At 56.6% G+C, this 19881-nt stretch carries 19 protein-coding genes; 10 read left to right on the top strand and 9 right to left on the bottom strand.

Annotated features, from left to right (window positions below; translation table 11 throughout):
- Positions 1-43: 43 nt before the first annotated feature.
- Positions 44-352 carry a hypothetical protein gene (locus ACZ5M3_RS08065; protein WP_464839144.1) on the top strand — a complete coding sequence of 103 codons (309 nt, stop codon included), beginning with the start codon at positions 44-46 and terminating at the stop codon, positions 350-352.
- Here the strand turns inward: ACZ5M3_RS08065 and ACZ5M3_RS08060 are convergent.
- Genes ACZ5M3_RS08060 through ACZ5M3_RS08050 form a run of 3 tightly spaced genes read right to left on the bottom strand, consistent with a single transcriptional unit; the run spans position 311 to position 2996 of the window.
- Positions 311-571: a MoaD/ThiS family protein gene (locus ACZ5M3_RS08060; protein ID WP_464839143.1), complete on the bottom strand. Its 261-nt coding sequence runs from the start codon at positions 569-571 to the stop codon at positions 311-313. The two genes, ACZ5M3_RS08065 and ACZ5M3_RS08060, sit on opposite strands and share 42 nt — an antisense overlap.
- A gap of 20 nt (positions 572-591) precedes the next feature.
- Positions 592-2463 carry an aliphatic sulfonate oxidoreductase WOR-like subunit gene (locus ACZ5M3_RS08055; RefSeq protein ID WP_464840836.1) on the bottom strand — a complete coding sequence of 624 codons (1872 nt, stop codon included), beginning with the start codon at positions 2461-2463 and terminating at the stop codon, positions 592-594.
- A 5-nt stretch (positions 2464-2468) separates the two neighbouring features.
- A complete protein-coding gene (locus ACZ5M3_RS08050; protein WP_464839142.1) occupies positions 2469-2996 on the bottom strand; it encodes an aliphatic sulfonate oxidoreductase polyferredoxin-like subunit in 528 nt (175 codons plus the stop codon).
- Positions 2997-3122: 126 nt separating this feature from the next.
- Here ACZ5M3_RS08050 and ACZ5M3_RS08045 point away from each other — a divergent pair, with 126 nt between their 5' ends.
- The 3 genes from ACZ5M3_RS08045 to ileS all read left to right on the top strand — a co-directional run bounded on the left by ACZ5M3_RS08045 (position 3123) and on the right by ileS (position 7845).
- Positions 3123-3953, top strand: a complete 831-nt coding sequence (locus ACZ5M3_RS08045; protein WP_464839141.1) for a DMT family transporter — start codon at positions 3123-3125, stop codon at positions 3951-3953.
- A 77-nt stretch (positions 3954-4030) separates the two neighbouring features.
- On the top strand, positions 4031-4396 hold the full coding sequence (locus ACZ5M3_RS08040; RefSeq protein WP_464839140.1) for a hypothetical protein: 366 nt from the start codon (positions 4031-4033) through the stop codon (positions 4394-4396).
- 251 nt (positions 4397-4647) lie between these two features.
- On the top strand, positions 4648-7845 hold the full coding sequence (ileS, locus tag ACZ5M3_RS08035) for an isoleucine--tRNA ligase (protein ID WP_464839139.1): 3198 nt from the start codon (positions 4648-4650) through the stop codon (positions 7843-7845).
- 14 nt (positions 7846-7859) lie between these two features.
- Here the strand turns inward: ileS and ACZ5M3_RS08030 are convergent, their stop codons facing one another.
- From ACZ5M3_RS08030 to ACZ5M3_RS08020, 3 genes are read right to left on the bottom strand one after another with little or no spacing between them, the layout of a single operon-like run.
- Positions 7860-8489 carry a class I SAM-dependent methyltransferase gene (locus tag ACZ5M3_RS08030; RefSeq protein ID WP_464839138.1) on the bottom strand — a complete coding sequence of 210 codons (630 nt, stop codon included), beginning with the start codon at positions 8487-8489 and terminating at the stop codon, positions 7860-7862.
- Complete coding sequence (locus ACZ5M3_RS08025; RefSeq protein WP_464839137.1) at positions 8486-8857, bottom strand: type II toxin-antitoxin system VapC family toxin; 372 nt, start codon at positions 8855-8857, stop codon at positions 8486-8488. The genes ACZ5M3_RS08030 and ACZ5M3_RS08025 overlap by 4 nt, the downstream gene beginning before the upstream one ends.
- Positions 8827-9057, bottom strand: a complete 231-nt coding sequence (locus ACZ5M3_RS08020) for an antitoxin VapB family protein (protein ID WP_464840835.1) — start codon at positions 9055-9057, stop codon at positions 8827-8829. The genes ACZ5M3_RS08025 and ACZ5M3_RS08020 overlap by 31 nt, the downstream gene beginning before the upstream one ends.
- Positions 9058-9151: 94 nt before the next feature.
- Between ACZ5M3_RS08020 and ACZ5M3_RS08015 the strand changes: the two genes are divergently transcribed.
- Positions 9152-10204 carry an AAA family ATPase gene (locus ACZ5M3_RS08015; protein WP_464839136.1) on the top strand — a complete coding sequence of 351 codons (1053 nt, stop codon included), beginning with the start codon at positions 9152-9154 and terminating at the stop codon, positions 10202-10204.
- A 50-nt stretch (positions 10205-10254) separates the two neighbouring features.
- Here the strand turns inward: ACZ5M3_RS08015 and ACZ5M3_RS08010 are convergent, their stop codons facing one another.
- On the bottom strand, positions 10255-11340 hold the full coding sequence (locus ACZ5M3_RS08010; protein ID WP_464839135.1) for a radical SAM protein: 1086 nt from the start codon (positions 11338-11340) through the stop codon (positions 10255-10257).
- Between the two features lie 72 nt (positions 11341-11412).
- Here ACZ5M3_RS08010 and ACZ5M3_RS08005 point away from each other — a divergent pair, with 72 nt between their 5' ends.
- Positions 11413-11775 (top strand): ribonuclease P protein component 2, encoded by a 363-nt coding sequence (locus tag ACZ5M3_RS08005; protein WP_464840834.1) that lies wholly within the window; start codon positions 11413-11415, stop codon positions 11773-11775.
- Here the strand turns inward: ACZ5M3_RS08005 and ACZ5M3_RS08000 are convergent.
- Entirely contained in the window at positions 11772-13124 is a 1353-nt protein-coding gene (locus ACZ5M3_RS08000) for a glycogen/starch synthase (protein WP_464840833.1), read from the bottom strand. The genes ACZ5M3_RS08005 and ACZ5M3_RS08000 overlap by 4 nt on opposite strands.
- Positions 13125-13177: 53 nt before the next feature.
- Positions 13178-14200 carry an HTH-type sugar sensing transcriptional regulator TrmBL1 gene (gene trmBL1 / locus ACZ5M3_RS07995; RefSeq protein ID WP_464839134.1) on the bottom strand — a complete coding sequence of 341 codons (1023 nt, stop codon included), beginning with the start codon at positions 14198-14200 and terminating at the stop codon, positions 13178-13180.
- Positions 14201-14272: 72 nt separating this feature from the next.
- On the opposite strand from trmBL1, the gene ACZ5M3_RS07990 reads away from it, so the two are divergent.
- From ACZ5M3_RS07990 to ACZ5M3_RS07975, 4 genes are all read left to right on the top strand, one after another.
- Positions 14273-16213, top strand: a complete 1941-nt coding sequence (locus ACZ5M3_RS07990) for a glycoside hydrolase family 13 protein (protein WP_464839133.1) — start codon at positions 14273-14275, stop codon at positions 16211-16213.
- Positions 16214-16335: 122 nt separating this feature from the next.
- Positions 16336-17673, top strand: a complete 1338-nt coding sequence (locus ACZ5M3_RS07985) for an extracellular solute-binding protein (RefSeq protein WP_464839132.1) — start codon at positions 16336-16338, stop codon at positions 17671-17673.
- A 38-nt stretch (positions 17674-17711) separates the two neighbouring features.
- Complete coding sequence (locus ACZ5M3_RS07980; protein ID WP_464839131.1) at positions 17712-18611, top strand: carbohydrate ABC transporter permease; 900 nt, start codon at positions 17712-17714, stop codon at positions 18609-18611.
- Positions 18608-19876: an ABC transporter permease subunit gene (locus ACZ5M3_RS07975; protein ID WP_464839130.1), complete on the top strand. Its 1269-nt coding sequence runs from the start codon at positions 18608-18610 to the stop codon at positions 19874-19876. The genes ACZ5M3_RS07980 and ACZ5M3_RS07975 overlap by 4 nt, the downstream gene beginning before the upstream one ends.
- Positions 19877-19881: the final 5 nt, after the last annotated feature.

The following is a 19881-nucleotide window of genomic DNA, read 5'->3' as shown; positions in this document are numbered from 1 at the left end:
ATAGATTAATAAACCTGTGCATTGAAATTCCAGCGGTGGAAAGATGGAGCGCGAATTCAGGCTGATTCTTGGCGAGGACTTGGCCAACTACCTCGAACTCATGAGGGCAAAGCTGGCATTCGCCGAGGAGCTGTACGGGATAAAGATGAACTACGTCCCGCTCATCACCGAGGGAGAGATCGTCATTCTTGACAAGAACGACGGGAAGATAAAATGGCTCAAAACGAAGCGGCCGCTCACCCTTGAGGAGTTCAAGGCACTGGCGGATAAAATAAAGGAGAACCTGGAGTCGGGCTACGTCGAGGTGCTTCTAGCCATGAACATGGAGTGCGTCAACGGGCCGGGCGAGTGACCCGCCGTAGACCACCGGGAGCACCTTGATCCTGTCGCCCTCCCTGAGGGGATGGCTTTCCTCCACCCTTTTCTCGTTCACCAGGATGTGGTGCTCGTCCGTCCCTATTCCCAGCTCCCTGAGCAGCTCGCCCACCCTCTTGCCTTCCTCCACCTCAAGCTCCCTTCGAGGGCCGTGTTTTAGGGCGTGCTCCCCGTAGAGTATCAGGGTTACCTTCATGAGAACCACCAAAAGGAAAATCAGAGGCCGAGGCGCTCCCTTATGCGCTTCACCTCGCGCTTCGCTTCGCTCAGGCCGAGCTCCTCAAGGACTTCCTCCCTTGGAATTCCGTGCTCGTCGTAGCCGACCTGCTCGTAGTACTGGCGAACCTTCTCGCCTATCTCCTCCCTGCTCGGCGCTCTGCCCTTTACCGGCCCGGTCGGAAGGGGCTCGTAGAACCTCGGTGGGTTGTCGTCGTCCTTCCTCGGGTCCCAGTGGACGTCGGGCCCTCCGAGGAGGAGCAGGATTCTCTGGAGGTGGATTATCCTCAGGCCGGTCTCGTTGAACCACTTCTCCGGCGTCAGCTCAAAGCCCGTAACCGCGTTTCCGAACTCGATGATTCTCTCGAAGCCCGGTCTCGTCGTGAACATGCATATAACGGCCGAGTCGTAGAAAGCATTCACCAGCTCGCCCTCGTAGCTCCTCGCGGGCAGACCGGCGGTTGCCGTGTGGTCGCCCCCTTGCACCGAGACGGCGTAGCTTATGTCCCTCGTGTAGTCGAGGTCGCTCCTTATTCCGTGGGCGCCTACGCCAATCCCCTTGACGTGGACGGCGTATTTGGTGGCATCGACGCCCTTCATCTCGGAAATCTTGAGCGCGGCCCTGTAGGTTCCCTCGGCCAGGACTTCTCCTATACCCTCTCTGTTAACTATCAGCTCAAGGAGCCTTGCGAAGGCCTTCTCGTCGCCCCACTCGAGCCTGAAGCCGATGTCCTCCTCCGTGAGGATTCCGCGCTGGTAGAGCTCGGCGGCGAAGCCGAGGACGTTGCCCGCGTTTATTCCGTCGAGCCCGAGTTCGTCAACGAGGTAGGACAGGTAGACGACCTTCTCCGGCTCGAATATCCCGAGGTTGGTCCCCATGTAGGCCATCAGCTCGTAGTCCGGCGCATCCGTTATGGCCCCCTTGTACTCGCCGTAGCGGAGGTAGGATATCTTCATGCAGTTGACGGGACAGCCGTAGTCGGCCCAGTACTTCTTGACCCAGGCCTTGAGCTCAAAGTTCACCACGCTTATCCTCTCGTCGTCGTGGTACTCCTCCTGCCAGTTCCTGACCGGCTGGCTTGAGCGGTCCTTGCCGACGCTGTAGCCGCCGGCACCGGTTCCCCACTGGCGGAAGGTCGTGAGGGTCAAAAGCTCTCTCTGGAACTCCCTGAGGAGGGACTTGAACCTCTCCGGGTCGTGGACTTCCGGCAGAGCTTTATTCCCCTTAACGATGACCGCCTTGAGGTTCTTGCTCCCCATAACTGCCCCAAAGCCGCCATAACCAGCGGCGTGCATCAGCTTGCTCATTATCGCGGCGAACCTCACCTTCTCCTCCCCGCCCCTGCCGATGTACATCATGGCCGGCTCCTTCGGGACGCCCTTCAGCCTGGCCCTCTTCCTCAGCTCGTCGTGGACTTCCTTCAGCAGGGTCTTGTGGAGCTCAAGGCCACCCATTCCCCAGTACTTTGAGGCGTCCCTCACTTCCACCTCGTCGTCGTTGATGAAGAGGTAAACCGGCTCCCTGGCCTTTCCGCGGATTATTATGCCGTCGTAGCCGGCAGCTTTGAGCTCTATTCCCACCTCACTGCTCAGGACGCTTCCCACCACACCGTTGCTCTCCGGGGACTTTGCCACCACAGCGGTCTTTATTCCCGGGTAGTAGCCCGTCAGCGGGCCGGTGAGGATCAGGAGGAGGTTCTCCTCGCCGAGCGGGTCAACCTTTTCCCACCTCTCGCCGAGCTCCTTCCAGAGGATGTAGGTGCCGAGCCCCCTGCCGCCGTAGAAGCGGAGCATGTCTTCATCCAGCTCGACGGTTTTCACGTTTCCCGTGCTCAGATTAACGTCCAGGAGCTTTCCAGCGTAGCCTTTCATCTCCATCACCTCAGAAACTCCTCCCCATACATTTTCCTCGCCAGCTCGGCGCTCTTCTCGACCGGGTCCTTCGCGAATGTCCTGTACACCGAGCGGTACTGGCCCTTCACCAGCGTCAGCGCATCGTGGCCGGCCTCGTGGCAGACCTCGACGCACTTTGGCTGCCCCCCGCAGAGGTCGCAGATCACCACGCTGCCCTTGCCCACCGGAATCCTCGGAACGTTGCCCGGGCATGCCAGAACGCACGCTCCGCACTCGGTGCAGTTATCCTCGTTAACGAGAACGGCACCTGTTTTCTCATCGACGCTCAGCGCATCGAAGTTGCACGCGTTTACACACGGATAATCCGGGCACTGGACGCAGGTGTGGGGGACGTTGACGCCGGGCAGGAGCTCGTATATCCTTATGCGCGATGCCTCCGGCCATATTATTCCCTCGTGCTCCAGTGAACAGGCTATTTCACACAGCCTGCAGCCGCTGCACTTGTCCGGGGTTATCAAAATCCATATCTTCTCTGCCACCTCTTCACCCATGGGGAACACCTGTTGTCCTACTTGGAACTCGGCCTATATAACCCTTATGAAACCACTGTGAAAACGCACAGATGCATGTTTATGCGAGGGGAAGGTCTTATAAACGAGGGGGCACTACACAACGCGATGAACCGCTCCGAGCTCGTACTCCTCGGTATAACCGCGATATGGGGCTTCACCTTCCCGGCCATGAAGGTTAGCCTCGACTACCTGCCTCCGATACTCTTTCTGGCCTACCGCTTCGGCATAGCCTCACTCCTGATGCTCCTCCTCTTCCGGTCGAGGGTTTTGAGGGGGGAGACCTTCAGGGAGGGCTTCGTCCTCGGAGTTACACTCTTCTTCGGCCACGGCTTCCAGATAGTCGGGCTGAAGTACACCACCGCCTCGAATTCGGCCTTCATAACGTCCCTCTACGTGGTATTCACTCCCTTCATAGCGTACTTCCTGCTGGGCGACCGGCTCAAGCTCCGGGACGCGGTTTCGTTGGGGATTGCGCTCATCGGCCTCTACCTGATCTCGGGGGCGAGCCTGAACTTCAACCACGGCGACCTGCTTACGGTACTCTGCGCCCTCAGCTTCGCCTTCCAGATAGTCCTCGTCCAGCGCTTTGGGGAGAAGGACTACCTGAGCCTGGCCTTCTGGCAGATAACCTGGAACTTCGTCTTCTCGCTGGCATTTGCACTCCTCTTCGAGCCATTCGCTATCCCCACGGATCCGCTGCCCTGGGCCGGGGTGCTCTACACCTCGCTGTTCGCAACGGTCATAGCGTTCACCCTCCAGGTGAAGCACCAGAGGAACACGAAGGCCCACAAGGCGGCGCTGATATACTCCGCCGAACCGATATTCGGCCACATAGCGGCGTTCATAACGATAGGGGAAATCCTAAGCGCCAAGGGCTACCTGGGCGCGGCGCTGATAATGGCCGGAATATGGAACGAGGTCCGGAGCAGGGAGTAACCACTACCTTCGAGGGATATTTAAAAACAAAAAGTTAATAAATTTGTAGGACGGATTATTTTCCGGGGGTGGGGGCCATGGTGCACGCGTACATCAAGGAGAGGACCAAGGAGTTCTCGAAGGAGGATAAGGAGAGACGCTACAAGTACCTCGGAAAGGAGGTCATAGACGTCGGCGACCCCGGGCTCGACAGCATCCCGGAGTTCTACGGCATAGCCAACGCCATATGGCACGACTGGAAGGAGGGGGAGATAGGCACCAGAACGGCACTCGGGAGGCTTGCCCTCCTGAAGCTACTGACGTATAAAAGCAAAAACAGGAAAATCCAGGACATACCCGAGGAGGAGCTTGAAGAGGTCAGGAAGTTCATAGACTACGTGATCCAGGTCATAAAGAACGAGAGCAGAAGGAAGGGCGAGCCCGAGGAGGAGCGTCAGGTTTAAATCATCATCACCCTAACTTCAATCGCCCTCCCCCTCACGCCCCTGGGAGAAGTGACCTGGGGTCGGTCGGGGAGGGCACAGCCCCATATCCCACGGGATTTCTATCCAAAAACCTTATAAGGGGAGTTCCCAATTTTGCCCCGATGCCCATGAGGGGGGAGTGTTTTATCCTTCGCTTCGCCCGTTTCGCGGCCTGAGTCCCCCTGTTCTGGGGTAGTCCATCCTAAAGATCATTTCTGGAGGGTTTTGGCATGATAAAGGAACCGGAGTTTAGGGAGTACAACCCAGGGAAGCTTGAGGAAAAGATCGAGCGCTTTTGGAAGGAGAAGGACACCTATGAGAAGGTGAAGGAAAGCAGGGCAAAGGGCCCGAAGTACTACTTCCTCGACGGGCCGCCCTACGTCAGCGGTGCAATACACCTCGGAACGGCGTGGAACAAGATAATCAAGGACATGGTGATAAGGTTCAGGACCATGCAGGGCTACGACGTGCGCAGACAGCCGGGCTTCGACATGCACGGCCTCCCGATAGAGGTCAAGGTCGAGCAGGCCCTCGGGCTGAAGACCAAGAAGGACATAGAGACGGAAATAGGCGTTGACGAGTTCATAAGGAAGTGCAAGGAGTTCGCCCTCAACAACCTCAGGATAATGACCGAGCAGTTCAAGATGCTCGGCGTCTGGATGGACTGGGACAGCCCTTACATGACCATAAAGAACGAGTACATCGAATCAGGCTGGTTCACGCTTAAAAAGGCCTGGGAGAAGGGGCTTCTGGAGAAGGACAAGCGCGTCCTCCACTGGTGCCCGCGCTGTGAGACCGCCCTGGCAGAGCACGAAGTTCGCGGCGAGTACAAGATAAGGGAGGATCCGAGCATATACGTCAAGTTCCCGATAGAGGGCAGGGAGAATGAGTACATCCTCATCTGGACGACCACGCCCTGGACCCTCCCGGCCAACCTCGCCGTCACCGTTCATCCGGAGTACGACTACGCCAAGGTCAGGGTCGAGACAGACTCTGGAGAGGAGTACTGGGTAATAGCGAAGGCCCTCGTGGAGAGGGTTCTGAGCGAGGTCGGCGTCAGGGGCGAGATAGTCGAGGAGTTCAGGGGAGAGGAGCTTGAGGGAGTTAGATACATCCACGTGCTCATGGACGAGTATCCAGCCCAAAAGGAGTTCCGCGAGAGGTACGAGTGGGCGCACCGCGTAATCCTCGGAGAGCACGTGACCCTCGGAGAGGGCACCGGTCTGGTTCACACGGCGCCGGGCCACGGTGAGGAGGACTTCGAGATAGGCAGGGGGTACGGCCTGCCGGTCTACAGCCCGGTCGACGACGAGGGACGCTATACCGAGGGCTACTGGAAGGGAACCTACGTCAAGGACGCCGACAAGGAGATAATAGAGCACCTCAGAGCCAAGGGCTACCTCGTGAAGGCCGGGACTATAGAGCACAAGTACCCGCACTGCTGGCGCTGTAAGACCCCGCTCATATTCCGCGCCACAGACCAGTGGTTCCTCAAGGTCAGCAAGGTCAAGGACAGGATCATCAAGGAGAACGACGAGAAGGTCACCTGGTACCCGGACTGGGTCAAAGTGCGCTACGACAACGGCGTCATGAACAGCGGCGACTGGGTCATAAGCAGGCAGCGCTACTGGGGCATACCCCTCCCGATATGGCAGGCCGAGGACGGCGAGATATACGTCGTCGGATCCTTCAGGGAGCTGGTCGAAAAGAGCGTGGCAATAGAGCTCAACGGCGAGCGCGTTGAACTCCCGGAGGACTACAACGAAAAGTTGAAGGTCATAGAGGGGAAGCTCGGCCCGGAGGACCTGCACAGGCCCTACGTGGATGCGTTTGTCATCAAAGTCAACGGCAAGGAGATGAGGCGCGTCAAGGACGTCGTGGATGTGTGGTTCGACAGCGGAATAGCCAGCTGGGCTTCCCTCGACTACCCAAGGAACAAGGAGCTCTTCGAGAAGCTCTGGCCCGCTGATTTCATAGTTGAGGGAGAAGACCAGGTCACCAAGTGGTTCTACTCCCAGCAGGCTGCCAGCGTTATAGCCTTCGACACCGTCCCATACAGGAAGGTCGCCATGCACGGCTACGTCCTCGACGAGAAGGGCGACAAGATGAGCAAGAGCCTCGGCAACATCATAAGGCCCGAGGAGGTCGTCCAGAAGGAAGGCAGAGACCCATTCAGGTTCTACATGCTCTGGGCAACGAACCCGTGGGAGAACCTCCGCTTCAGCTGGAAGGGACTGGCACAGGTCAAGCGCATGCTCAACATACTCTGGAACGTCTACGTCCTCTCAGCCACATATATGAGCCTGGATAACTTCGACCCGACGAAGCTCAAGCCGGAGGAGCTTCCCTTCAGGGAGGAGGATCGCTGGATACTCAGCAGGGTCAACGGCCTGATCAAAGAGGTCACCGAGGGGGTAGAGACCTTCAGGCTCACGAGGGCCACCAGGGCAATATACCACTTCGTGGTCGAGGACCTCAGCAGGTGGTACGTGAGGCTCATCAGGAAGCGCATGTGGGTCGAGGGCGACGACCCGGACAAGCTTGCCGCTTATTACACGGTCTGGAAGGTCTTTGACGTCCTGCTGAGGCTCATGGCGCCCTTCACGCCCTACATAGCCGAGGAGATATACCAGAACATGCTCAGGCCGTTCGTCGGGGTGGAGAGCGTCCACATGCTCGACTGGCCGGAGGTCGAGGAAGGGGCGAGGGACGAGGAGCTTGAGAGGGAGATGGAGTACGTCAGGAGAATTGTAGAGGCCGGCTCAAGTGCCAGGCAGAGGGCCAGGATAAAGCTCCGCTACCCCGTCAGGAGGATAATCGTCGAGACCGAGGACGAGACGGTCAAGAGCGCCGTCGAGAGACTCAACAGAATACTCCGCGACCAGCTCAACGCCAAGGAGGTCGTCGTCGGCAGGGTCGAGCGCGAGCTTGTCATAAAGCCGAACTTCGCCAGAGTTGGTCCGGAGTTCAAGGGTGACGCGAGGCTCGTGATAGCGTGGATAAGCGAGCACGGCAGGGAGCTCTACGAGAGGGGTGAGATGGACGTCGAGCTCGAAGGAAAGACCTTCCACCTCACGAGGGAGCACCTGACGATCGAGGAGAGGTTGCCTGACTTCTTCGTTGCCGAGGAGTTCGAGGGCGGAAGGGTCTTCATCGACAAGACCCTTACGAGGGAGCTTCTGGCGGAAGGCCTCGCCAGGGAGTTCGTCAGGAGGATACAAGAGATGCGCAAGAGGCTCGACCTCGACGTCAACGACAGAATAGTCGTCACCATAGAGACCACCGACGAGAACCGCGAGCTGCTCAGCGAAAACATAGACTACATCATGAGGGAGACGAGGGCAACGGAGGTAATCTTCGGTGACGCCAAGGGCTACGTCGTCGAGTGGCCGGAGGTTCAGGCGAAGATAGGGATTGAGAAGGTTTAGGGCTGAGGTTACTGTCACCCGGCCCTCTTCCACTCCCTTTCGAACAGTCCAACTGAAACCTCCGGATGCTCGAACCTTCTCAGATTTTGCCTAACCTCCTTCGGCAGGAGATCGCCCACCCAGCTCACCCATCGTAGTTTGATGAGGTGTAGTATACGTAAAACCCGTAGAACATCCCGGTAGGTGTAAAATATCACCCTTCCCCTGGGCCGGCAGGCCCTGATGACGTGGTTAACCACCTCAGGAAGGTCGGCGGGGTGGACGCTGTAGGGATCGAAGAATATGAAGTCGAAGTACTCGTCGGGCATCCTCCTGACGTAGTCCCTGACATTGGCCACTTCAAAGTTTTCCGCGAATTCGGGCAGAACCTCTCGCTTTGCATGCTCTATAGATTCCTCTATGAAGTCCACACCGTAGGGGATTAGCTCATGACTTGAGTTCTCGACGAGATGCCTCAGAAGGAGCCCGTTTCCACAGCCGAGATCAATGACTTTTCCGGGGCGGTTTATGAAGCTCAGAAAGAAGTCGTAAATCTCTTGAGGATACTCTCTAAAGCCGCTCGGTAGGAAAGGGTTTCTCTCCTTCCCCCAGTACATCTCCTTGAGCTTCCGCTTTCTCTGCTCGTACCACTCATCGGTACTCATTTTTCCAGCACCTTCACCTTCAGCCCGTATTCTTTGAAGCGCTCGAATCCGTTATCGCAGGTGAAGAGGACAGAATTGTGGGCTATCGCCGTTGCAGCAATGAGCAAATCTTTCGTCGGAGGTCTCTGCCCCTTTGAGACCAAATCTTTGAATATCTCCCCCGCAACTTCCGCGCTTGCCCTGTCAAAGTTTACAACTGGCATCTTTTCAAGGACAATTCTCTGCCTGGGTTTAAGCCTACCGCAGAGGAGCTCGAAGAGAACTATGGATGGAAGAGCATACTCCCCATCGGGTGGAAGTTGAGTGGAAACCTTCACGTTCCCCTTGAACAGTTCAATCACGACGCTGGTGTCCAGGAGTTGAACCATTCTTCAACCTCCTTCATCTCCTTCTCGAACTCCCTGGCCTCTTCCTCACTCATTGTTCCAAAGGCAATCATGAGCACGTCGAGATTCCCCTTCTTTTTCTTGCCTATCAGCTCCCTGAGGAGTTCTGAAAAGCTCTTCTTGCCCTTCATCTTTACGAGCTCGTAATAGACGTCATCGGCTATGGTTATCGTTTTGCCCAAGGGCACCACCTATAAGTGCATGCATGCACGAAATAGATAAACCTTTCGAAACCCTTATAACTTATGCCCCAGTAAGTTACTTACGGTGGCGTAAGTGCTGTTCGACCTCAGGCCCAAGCAGAGGCGGGAAGACATCTTCGACAGGGAGAGGGAATTTGAAGAGCTTGAAAAAAGCATTGAGACGTATCCGATGACGCTCATTCTCGGGATAAGGAGGGTCGGCAAAAGCTCGATTCTCAGGGCTTATCTCAACGAGAACCCGGGGATACTGATCGACTGCAGGGAGCTCTACGCGGAGAGCGGCCATATCACAAAGGAAGGCCTCATCAGGGAGCTCCAGTCAAAGGGAAGCCTTCTGCAGAAAATATTCTCAAAGTTTAAGGTCTCCCTTGACCCGAAGTTCCTCAAGGCGGAGCCCAGAGAAACATCGCTGAGGGATATTTTCAGGGAACTCAACGGAGTCGGGGAAGAAAGGGGGAAGTTCATTATAGCCTTCGATGAGGCTCAGTACCTCCGTTTTTACGGCTCCAGAGGCGGGAAGGAACTCCTTGCACTCTTCGCCCACGCATACGACTCCCTCCCAAACATCAGGATTATCCTCACCGGCTCCGAGGTCGGCCTCCTCCATGATTTCCTGGGGATAAATGATTACGAGAGTCCACTCTACGGAAGGATTGCGGGAGAGGTTTACGTTGAGCCCTTCACTCCCAGGGTTTCAAAGGAGTTCCTAAGAGCGGGGTTTGATGAGGCCGGTGTTGACGTCCCGGAAGATGCCATAGACCGCGCCGTCGAGACCCTCGACGGTATTCCGGGCTGGCTTGTGCTCTTTGGAGTTGAGTACCTAAGGAGCGGAAACTTTGAAAAGGCCCTGGAGAGGACACTCGAAACGGCCAGGGGATTAATTCTGGGGGAGCTTAGAGAGCTTGAAAGGAGAACGCCCCGCTACGTTGAGATACTCAGGGCAATCGCACTTGGGTACAACAGGTGGAGCCTCATGAGGGACTATCTGGAAGTCAGGGGCGTGAGAACCCCGGAGCCAAGGCTCTACGAGCTCCTCAAAAACCTGAAGAAGATGGGATGGATCACTGAAGAGGACGAAACCTACCGGTTGACCGATCTCCTCACGAAGGCTGTCCTCTTGGACTAACCTATGCCCCCGTAAGTTACTTACGCCCCCATAAGCTGGGTAGTAAAAGCTCACGGCAGTGGAATCCTCTCCACCTCAAGCCTGTCCCAGGTGGGATACTCCTCCACGATAAAGAACTTAACGTCGCCCTCAATCGCGTCGGCGAGCTCAACTGCGACCTCCTCCGGCATCTCTATCCTGCCCCTCCCGCGGTTGATGTAAAGCCACTCCTCGGGAACTTCAGCTTCTTCCACAAGAAAGCTGTAGAGCTCGTCGAGGTTCTCATACTCGGCTATTCCAAAGCGGAGCGTCCCCTCCTCGGTGATCTCCATGTAGGGCTTAGCGACGTTTCTTGCCATCCTCCTCAGCCTGTTCTTGAGCTGGACCGCATCCTTTAGCCTGGCCGTGCACAGGTGGTAGCTCAGCGAGGTGTTCTCCTCGCCCCATTCAAGGAGCTTCAGGCCCAGCTCAAGGGAACCCTTTATGGCGGCGCTCTCATCGCTTATCGGCCTGTACCCCCTGTCGAGAATCGCCCTCAGGTTCGTCTCGCTGAACTCAAGCTCGTTCACGTCGAGGAACTTAGCCCCAAGGTCATCGAGAAACTCCGCGTACCACTTCATTCTCTCGAACTGCCCCGGAATCGATGGAATCTCGCCGCCGATGTCCCAGTCGAAGTCGAAGGCGTTCTTTATGTTCTCGATTTCGACTTTGAAGAGCTTAGAGTCCGGGTTGAACAGGTCGGGGTGGAAGCGTATCTCGTCCAGACCGGCATCGTAGAGCTTTTCGAGGTTCTTCTTGGTCGCCAGGGCGCCGGTGGTGTAGAGGTGGACGTGAAAGTCCTCGCCAAAGGCCTCCTTCAGGGAGCGGATATACTCAACCGTCCTGTCGAGCCTCGCCAGCGGGTCTCCGCCGGTAACGCCGGCACCCTTCGCCTCCATCAGGAGGGCCTCCTCACTGACGTCATCAGGCCTTCTCACCGGTCTCTCGTTGGCGTAGACAACGTCCCCCCTCCGCGTCTCGCTAAGCGGGCAGTAGAAGCAGTTCCTCGGGCAGGCCCCGGTTGTGAAGAGGACGAGCTTCTCACCCCTGACACAGAGCTGGCAGCCCCGGGGAAGCTCTCCCACGGCGTAGGAAAAGTAAGGCGTCTCCCGAACCATCGACTCACCTCGCTAACCCTAAACGCGGGGGAGGGCTTAAAAAGGTTGGCGGGCAAAGTTGTGCAGATGCCTATGAGGGAGAAGCCGAAGTACCTGCCGCCGACACTTAGGGATAAGCACCGCTACATAGCCTTTCAGGTGATCGGGGAGAGGCCGTTTAAGAAGGACGAGATAAAGAGGGCCATATGGGAGGCGAGCCTCTCGACGCTGGGAACCCTCGGCTCGGCGAGGGTGAAGCCCTGGTTCATAAAGTTCGACGAAAAGAGCCAGACCGGGATAGTCAGGGTCGACAGGAAGCACGTGGAGGAGCTCCGCTTTGCCCTGACGCTTGTTACACATATAAATGGGTCAAGGGCAATATTCAGGACCCTAGGTGTTTCCGGGACGATAAAAAGGCTGAAAAAGAAATTCCTGGCCGAGTACGGCTGGCGCTAGTGGAGGAACGGAACGGCCTTGTCAACGGCCCCTTCGTAAACCCTCATGTATCTCCTGCAGGCGTTCTCCCACGTGAAGTCTTTCCTCGCCCTCTTCTTCCCGTTCTCCCTGAGCTTTCTCAGGGTCGAATCATCCAGCTCCTTGGCGAACACCATGGCCCTCGCCAACGCGAAAGCGTCCCTCGGGGGAACGAGCAGTCCTGTGGCGTTTTCCGGATCGGAGTTGAGGTCTATTATGGTGTCCTTTATCCCCCCGACCGAACTGCCTATGGGTATCGCCCCGAGGCACATGGCCTCAAGCTGCACCAGCCCGAAGGGCTCGAAGTACGAGGGGATTATCACGAAGTCCACCGAGCCGTAGAGCTCCCTGACGGTCTCCCTGCTGAGGAGCTCGGTAATCACCCTGACGTTCTCAGGGAAGCGGTTTTGAACGGCTCTGGCCCAGGCCTCAAGCTCCGGGTGACCCTTACCGATTATGACGAACCTCATCTCCTTGAAGGCCGGATCCGCAGAGAGAACCTCTATGGCCCTTAGGAGGGTGTCAACTCCCTTCTGGGCCTTGTCAAAGCGCCCTATGAACATGAAAGCCTTCCCATCGCTCAGGCCAAAGCGCTCCAGAACGAGCCTCCGCCGCTCCGCCCTGGGGAGATCCTTCGTCTCCATGAGCTCCTCGTTCCAGAAGGAGCAGTCTATACCGTTGAAGACGTGCGTAACTTTGCCCTCGAAGTGCTTGAAGAACCCCCATTCCTCCCATAGATAGCTCCTGCTGACGGTCGTTACGGCGTCCGCTATGTACCCGGCGGTGTGCTCGGGGTCTATATCGGGGTACGGTGCGAGTTCCCCGAGGTTTGCGTCGTGGAAGTAGTGCCCCGGAATCTTGGCCTTGTTGAGCCTGTGAACCGTGAAAACACTCCTTATGCCGAAGTACTTCTTTAGAAGGCCAAGGGCAAAGACGGTGTGCCAGTCGTGGGCGTGGATTACATCCGGGGTGAAGGCGTCGATCAGCTCGTTCATGAGCCCCACACTGGCCTTCCCGAAGAGGACAGTCTTCCTGAGCAGACCCTCCCAATTCGGGCCGTAAACATCGGGCTCGCTGAGGAGCCCCCCGCCAAGGGAGTATACAACCACCCCGTTCTGCTCCCTTTTCCTAACGATTATAGGAACCGACTCCCCGAATGCCGAGACCTCAAAGGAACCGACGACTTCGCCGAGGTTTTTCCCGTGGTCAGGGGTGAAAACGACGACCTCGTTTCCGAGCTCGCTCAGCCCCTCCGCTATACTCGTTATCGCCTCGGCGAGGCCACCCACCTTTACGGGCAGGTACTCGAACCCTATGACCAGAACCTTCATTGGCACCACCTCCTCTACTAAGGGGTTCAGCGAATTGAAAAGAAAGGACGGTCTCACTCAAGGAGGATGAACTTCTCCCCCTCAACGTCCTCGAAGTAGCTGCCTATACCCCCGACTTTAAGCTCGTTTCCGTTGTACCTGAACGTTATGTTAGCCGTCAGCGGTGTGTATTCGTAGTCCACTATGGTGCCGTCGAGCGTTACCTTCTCTTTGGTGTCTATCATCCTGCCAACTATTTCCGCTTTTCTCGGCATCCCCGCCATTTTGAGCACCGTGATCAGCGTTCTTATGTTGACGAGGGACAGTGGCTTGGAAAGGGAGCCGTAATCAAGGGCCTTAATGATCTCGCTGTTGTCGAGGTATATCGTATAGAACCAGTGCATGTAGTTCTGGATTATCTTGGGGCTCTTTGCCCAGAAGGAATAGAACTTCTCCTTCCGCCTGTCCTTGGGCAGGGCACCGAAGAAGAGGGCGTAGTTGAGGTCGCCGATTATCCAGCTGGCCATCAGCCAGGGGGCGCCGCCGGTTCTGGCAAGGATTATGTTGTCCCTCTTCAGCCAGTCGGGTATCTCCTCGAAGTTGCTTATGATGACGAAGATTATGTCCTTCCTTGCGCGTATCTCGCCCTTGAGAAGATTGAGAAACTCAAAGGGTGTGTTGATGAGAACCTCGTGCTTGGCCGTTCTTATGACGTACTCGGCGCGCTCGACAGTGTTGTCGAACCCCTGAATCGTCCAGATCTCGGGCAGGTCTTCCCCGTGAACCTCGCGGTAGAGGTCGAGGAAAGCGGCCTTTAGGTTTTCAATGTCCTCTATGAAGTCCTCCTTTATCTTCTCAAGCACCACCTCGGGGTTGACGGGCTTGTAGAGCCTTGGAGACCCGTGCATAACGTCGACAAACCCCTTCCTGTGGAGAGAGCTCAGAACGTCGTAAACCCTGGTGTGGGGGATTCCACTCTCCTTGGTTATGTCCGTGGCCTTGCTGGGGCCGAGCTTGAGGAGGGTTATGTAGGCAAGGCTCTCGTACTTGGTGAGGCCAAGCTTCTGAAGCTTATCAATAATTTCCTCTTCCTTCATGCCGAGACCTCCAAACTTTTAAGTTTCACTCGCAATAGTTTATTCATCAGTAGTGATACTTGGGTGGGGAAGGTGTATAAAATTTTCGGGTTCAATCCCAATGAAAAATTCGGCAGGGTCGCCGAGGTGGAGTTCTCGATACCAGGGAAAGGGAGCTATGCCTACCTCCTTGGAAGCTTCAACGCCTTCAACGAAGGCAGCTTTCGAATGAGGCCGAAGGGAGAAAGGTGGAGCATAAGGCTGGAGCTCCCCGAGGGGATCTGGCACTACGGCTTTTCGGTGGAGGGGGAGTTTCTGCCCGACCCTGAAAACCCGGAGGGCAAAACCTACAGGAGGTTATCGTACAAGTTTGAGAGGAAAGTTAGCGTGGCGAGAATAATCGGGGAAGGCGAGTTCTTCCACAGGCCGAGCGCCACCTACCTCTACTCCCTCGCCGGGAGAACCCACGTGATCTTCCGCTCACTCAGGGGAAAGACCTCAAAGGTCGTCCTAAGGGCCGGAAACAGGGAAGTCGAGATGAGGCCAAAGGCCCACGATGAACTCTTCGAGTACTTCGAGGCAGTCCTTCCCGGCGATGGGCCGGTTGAGTACTCCTTCCTCGTAGAATCTGGAGGGAAGACCATCGAATACGGTCCGTTTGATGCCGAACCCTACAGGCCTGAGACCCCTGACTGGATCTTCGGGAGGGTGTTCTACCAGATAATGCCCGACCGGTTCGAGAAAGGCCTGCCAGGTACTCCTGGGGGGAAGGCCTTCAGGGGCGAGGATTTCCACGGTGGGGATCTGGCGGGAATAATAAAGAGGCTCGACCACGTTGAGGGCCTCGGCGTAAACGCGCTCTACCTCACCCCAATATTCGAGTCCATGACGTACCACCGCTACGACGTTACGGACTACTTCAGGATAGACAGAAAACTCGGTGGTTGGAGGGTTTTCAGAAAGCTCGTTGAGGAGCTCAGAGAGAGGGACATAAGGCTGATCCTCGATGGAGTCTTTCACCACACGAGCTTCTTCCACCCCTACTTCCAGGACGTCATTCTGAAGGGCGAAAGGAGCAGGTATAAGGACTTCTACAGGATCACCGGATTCCCCGTTGTCCATGAAGAGTTCATGGAAGTCCTGAAATCCGAAGAGCCATGGCCGGAGAAATATAGAACGCTTAAGGGGATGAAAAGAAACTACGAGAGCTTTTATTCCGTCTGGCTGATGCCGAGGCTGAACCACGATAATCCCGAGGTGAAACGGTTCATAAAGGACGTGATGGGGTACTGGCTTGGGAGCGCCGACGGCTGGCGTCTCGATGTTGCCCACGGCGTTCCCCCTGACTTCTGGCGGGAAGTAAGGAAAGAGATGCCGGAGAGCGCGTATCTGGTCGGAGAAGTCATGGACGACGCGAGGCTCTGGCTGTTCGACGTCTTTCACGGCACCATGAACTACCCCCTCTACGAGCTCATTCTGAGGTTCTTCGTGGAGGGCGAAATCACCGCGCAGGAGTTCCTCAACGGCCTGGAGCTTCTGAGTGTCCATTATGGGCCAGCAGAGTACACCATGTACAACTTCCTCGACAACCACGACACCGAGCGCTTCATCGATCTGGTCGGGGATGAAAGGAAATACCTCTGCGCGCTGGCGTTTCTGATGACGTACAAGGGGATTCCCTCGATATTCTACGGAGACGAGGTTGGCCTCAACGGTGGAGGTGAAGGCCTGAGCGCGGGAAGAACTCCAATGAAGTGGAGCGAGGAGGAGTGGAACCTCAACCTGCTGGAGGCCACCAAGGAACTGGTCAGACTCAGACGGGGGAGCGGGGCGCTCCAGCTGGGAGAGTTCAGGCCCCTATCTTTCAGGGACGGGCTGCTCCTCTACGAGAGAATCCACCGTAACGAGAGCATTCTCGTCGGGATAAACTATTCCGGAGAGAGAAAAACCATCGACGTGCCCGGAAAGTACCTTCCAGAAGGGCAGGGAAAGGTGGTGCTGGCGCCCTGGTCGTTCACAGTGCTAAAGGGATGAACCCACCTCTTCATCGGAGTCCCATCATGACCATCCACCCAGGGTTGAACAGGAAAGCGCAAGGTATATATATCACTGCCGATGATACTATATCACCCAAAATCCAAGCGGGTGATAAGGATATGAAGAAGGGATTGTTTGCCCTGCTTTTAGTTGGAGTTTTGGTTTTGAGCGTCGTGGCCAGCGGCTGTATTTCTCCTGGAGGGGAGAGCCCGACCACCACTACCACGAGCAGCCCGAGCGAAACCACCTCAACGCCCAGCGAGACGACAACCACACCGAGCGAAACGACCACCACGACAACGCCGCCCGAAACCGAGTGCGGCAGCGGAAAGGTAGTCATCTGGCACGCCATGCAGCCCAACGAGCTCCAGGTCTTCCAGAGCCTGGCCGAGGAGTACATGGCCATGTGCCCCGACGTCGAGATAGTCTTCGAGCAGAAGCCCAACCTTGAGGACGCCCTTAAGGCCGCCATTCCTGCCGGCCAGGGACCGGACCTCTTCATATGGGCCCACGACTGGATTGGAAAGTTCGCGGATGCCGGACTTCTTGAGCCCATTGACGATTACGTTACTGACGACATCCTCAACCAGTTCGCCCCGATGGCCCAGGAGGCCATGCAGTACAAGGGCCACTTCTACGCCATGCCATTTGCCGCCGAGACCGTTGCGATCATCTACAACAAGGACATGGTGAGCGAGCCGCCCAAGAGCTTCGACGAGATGAAGGCCATAATGGAGAAGTACAACGACCCGAACAACGAGAAGTACGGAATAGCGTATCCCGTCAACGCCTACTTCATATCGGCCTGGGCACAGGCCTTTGGAGGCTACTACTTCGACGACAAGACCGAGATGCCCGGTCTCGACAAGCCCGAGACGATAGAGGGCTTCGAGTTCTTCTTCCAGAACATCTGGCCGTACATGGCCCCCACAGCGGACTACAACACCCAGCAGAGCATATTCCTCGAAGGAAGGGCCCCGATGATGGTCAACGGTCCGTGGAGCATAGCCAGCGTTAAGGACGCCGGAATCAACTTCGGCGTCGCCCCGCTTCCGCCCATAACCAAGGACGGCAAGGAGTACTGGCCGAGGCCCTACGGTGGAGTTAAGGACATCTACTTCGCCGCAGGCATAAAGAACAAGGACGCCGCCTGGAAGTTCGTCAAGTGGTTCACCACCAGCCCGGAGGTCATCAAGGAGCTCTCTCTCCAGCTCGGCTACATCCCGGTTCTCACGCCGGTGCTCAACGACCCGGACATCAAGAACGACCCGGTCATCTACGGCTTCGGACAAGCCGTCCAGCACGCCTACCTGATGCCCAAGAGCCCGAAGATGGGAGCCGTCTGGGGCGGCGTTGACGGGGCCATCAACGAGATACTCCAGGACCCGGCCACAGCCGACATACCTGCCATCCTCAAGAAGTACCAGCAGGAGATTCTGAACAACATCGGGGGCTGAAGCCTTTTCCCTTTTCCTACCTTTTTGGAGGGATTGGGATGAAAAAGACCACAACAATCGCCGTGTTTCTGATACTCCCCGGAATAGCAGCGTTCCTGTTCTTCAACCTGTGGCCTATAGTGTACTCCATCTACCTGGCGTTCACCAACGCACAGCTCGGAAACTTCCCGATTCAGGCGCCGCAGGCACCCAAGCTGACCTTCGTGGGGCTTGACAACTTCAGGTGGATACTGAGCGACGAAAAGTTCAGGAGCGCGTTCCTGTGGACGTGGCTGTTCGTGCTGACGAGTGTTACCCTCAAAGTCCTCGCAGGGATCTTCCTCAGCCTGCTCTACAACAGCAAGTACGTTAAGGGGAAGATGGTCTACCGCTCGCTCTTGATAATACCCTGGGCGCTTCCGCTCCTGTTCTCCGTCACCGTGTGGAAGTTTATGTTCGACCCGATTTTCGGCCCCATAAACCAGATGCTAAAATCCCTGGGGGTCCAAACGCTCCCGAACTGGATTAACGACCCGCTCTGGGGCTTTCTGGCCCTGAACATCATCGAGGTATGGCTGGCGTACCCCTTCATGATAACGGTCATAACCGCCGCCCTCCAGTCGGTTCCCGAGACGCTGGTAGAGGCGGCGATAATAGACGGTGCCAGCTACTGGCAGAGGATAAGGCACGTGGTTCTTCCGATAGTTGGAAAGCCGATAGCATTTGCCACGATACTAACCAGCGCGGCCAGCTTCCAGTACTTCATGGTGCCCTATATCTACAACGCGGGCCTCTTCGAGGACAAATTCATACTGCTCTACGGTTTCAGGAAGGCCTTCGGGGCGACGCCCCACTACGGCAGGGCAGCGGCGGTCATGATAATAGCGACCCTCGTGCTGGCGGTCTACATGTACGTCAACGTTAGGATAACCAGGCTCCAGGAGGGTGCTAAAGGATGAGGGGCATGAGAAAGGGTGAGGCTCTGAGGAGCCTCGTGCTCACGGCACTGGCAGTGTTCGTCATGTTCATAATACTCTTCCCGGTCTACTACATCTTCGTGGTCTCAATAACCCCAGGTTCGACCCTCGCGACAACCGAATTCAGTCTCATACCACAGAACGTTAGCCTCGACTCGTACAGGGAGGTGCTCTTTGGATTCAAGGGCAGCAGGATAAGCGAGAACTTCACCGGAACCATCGAGGGCAGCGCACACATCCAGGACGGGAAGCTCTACGTTGTCAACGGCAAGCTCATCGGGAAGGTGAAATACGGGCCATTCACTGGGCTCACGTTTGAAATACCGCTGTCGAATGCCGTCTTTGAGGTCTCGGCCGGCGGAAATGTCCAGGGACAGCTGAAAGGCAGCATCAGAGGTCTGTTCGTCCTCACCAAGGTCAACGAGGACGGGAGCATTGGCTTTGGACTCGTCAGAAACCTCGAAATCACGAGCGGCGAGGTTGGGGGGGCTTCATTCTCCGGGGTACTCCTCCAGGGGCCGACCGGAAGGGACTACATCGTGATCAGGAACTCAGGAAAGGTCGCCTTCACCCACATAGGCATGTTCGTTAATTCAGTGTTCTTCGGCTACCTCAAGAACAGCCTCATAATAGCCGGCCTGGCGGTGCTGCTGACCCTAATATTCGTCGTTCCAGCTGCCTATGCGTTCTCGCGCATGAAGTTCTTCGGCAGGGATCACGTGCTGTACTTCTACCTGATGTTCACTCAGGTGGCAGGGGGTCTTGGAATAGCGGGCTTGATAGCGCTCTACGGTATGGTCGTCAAGCTCGGCCTCTACGACAAGCTGCCGGTGCTGTCCTTCATCTATGCCGCCGGCGGTGTGCCCTTCAACACGTGGCTCCTGAAGGGCTACATCGACTCAATAAGCCCGGACTTCGACGAGGCGGCTCTGGTCGACGGCGCCAGCTACCTCCAGATAATCCGGCACGTGCTCCTCCCGATGGCACTGCCCGGAATAGCGACCGTTGCGATATTCGCCTTCATAGGAGGCTGGACAGAATTCATCCTGGCAAACCTCCTCCTGACGGAGAAGAACCAGCCGCTTTCCGTGTGGATATACCTCCTAATGGGCGGCATCGGCAGGGGCATCGACTGGAGCTACTTCGGGGCCGCTGCTCTGCTCTTCGCCCTGCCGGTGTTCATAATGTTCATGCTCGCCCAGAACTACATAAGGAGCGGCCTCACGATCGGAGGCCTGAAGGAATGAGGTGA

It is taken from the genome of Thermococcus coalescens, assembly GCF_055392585.1.
This window is presented reverse-complemented; position numbering and strand designations above follow the sequence as displayed.

Excerpts from the sequence above, each read along its gene's own strand:
- ileS (WP_464839139.1), top strand. The coding sequence starts at position 4,648 with ATGATAAAGGAACCGGAGTTTAGGGAGTACAACCCAGGGAAGCTTGAG.
- ACZ5M3_RS08010 (WP_464839135.1), bottom strand. The coding sequence starts at position 11,340 with ATGGTTCGGGAGACGCCTTACTTTTCCTACGCCGTGGGAGAGCTTCCC.
- ACZ5M3_RS07985 (WP_464839132.1), top strand. The coding sequence starts at position 16,336 with ATGAAGAAGGGATTGTTTGCCCTGCTTTTAGTTGGAGTTTTGGTTTTG.
- ACZ5M3_RS08040 (WP_464839140.1), top strand. The coding sequence starts at position 4,031 with ATGGTGCACGCGTACATCAAGGAGAGGACCAAGGAGTTCTCGAAGGAG.
- ACZ5M3_RS08055 (WP_464840836.1), bottom strand. The coding sequence starts at position 2,463 with ATGAAAGGCTACGCTGGAAAGCTCCTGGACGTTAATCTGAGCACGGGA.
- ACZ5M3_RS08030 (WP_464839138.1), bottom strand. The coding sequence starts at position 8,489 with ATGAGTACCGATGAGTGGTACGAGCAGAGAAAGCGGAAGCTCAAGGAG.
- trmBL1 (WP_464839134.1), bottom strand. The coding sequence starts at position 14,200 with ATGAAGGAAGAGGAAATTATTGATAAGCTTCAGAAGCTTGGCCTCACC.
- ACZ5M3_RS08025 (WP_464839137.1), bottom strand. The coding sequence starts at position 8,857 with ATGGTTCAACTCCTGGACACCAGCGTCGTGATTGAACTGTTCAAGGGG.
- ACZ5M3_RS08065 (WP_464839144.1), top strand. The coding sequence starts at position 44 with ATGGAGCGCGAATTCAGGCTGATTCTTGGCGAGGACTTGGCCAACTAC.
- ACZ5M3_RS08005 (WP_464840834.1), top strand. The coding sequence starts at position 11,413 with ATGAGGGAGAAGCCGAAGTACCTGCCGCCGACACTTAGGGATAAGCAC.
- ACZ5M3_RS08060 (WP_464839143.1), bottom strand. The coding sequence starts at position 571 with ATGAAGGTAACCCTGATACTCTACGGGGAGCACGCCCTAAAACACGGC.
- ACZ5M3_RS08000 (WP_464840833.1), bottom strand. The coding sequence starts at position 13,124 with ATGAAGGTTCTGGTCATAGGGTTCGAGTACCTGCCCGTAAAGGTGGGT.
- ACZ5M3_RS08045 (WP_464839141.1), top strand. The coding sequence starts at position 3,123 with ATGAACCGCTCCGAGCTCGTACTCCTCGGTATAACCGCGATATGGGGC.
- ACZ5M3_RS07980 (WP_464839131.1), top strand. The coding sequence starts at position 17,712 with ATGAAAAAGACCACAACAATCGCCGTGTTTCTGATACTCCCCGGAATA.
- ACZ5M3_RS08050 (WP_464839142.1), bottom strand. The coding sequence starts at position 2,996 with ATGGGTGAAGAGGTGGCAGAGAAGATATGGATTTTGATAACCCCGGAC.
- ACZ5M3_RS07975 (WP_464839130.1), top strand. The coding sequence starts at position 18,608 with ATGAGGGGCATGAGAAAGGGTGAGGCTCTGAGGAGCCTCGTGCTCACG.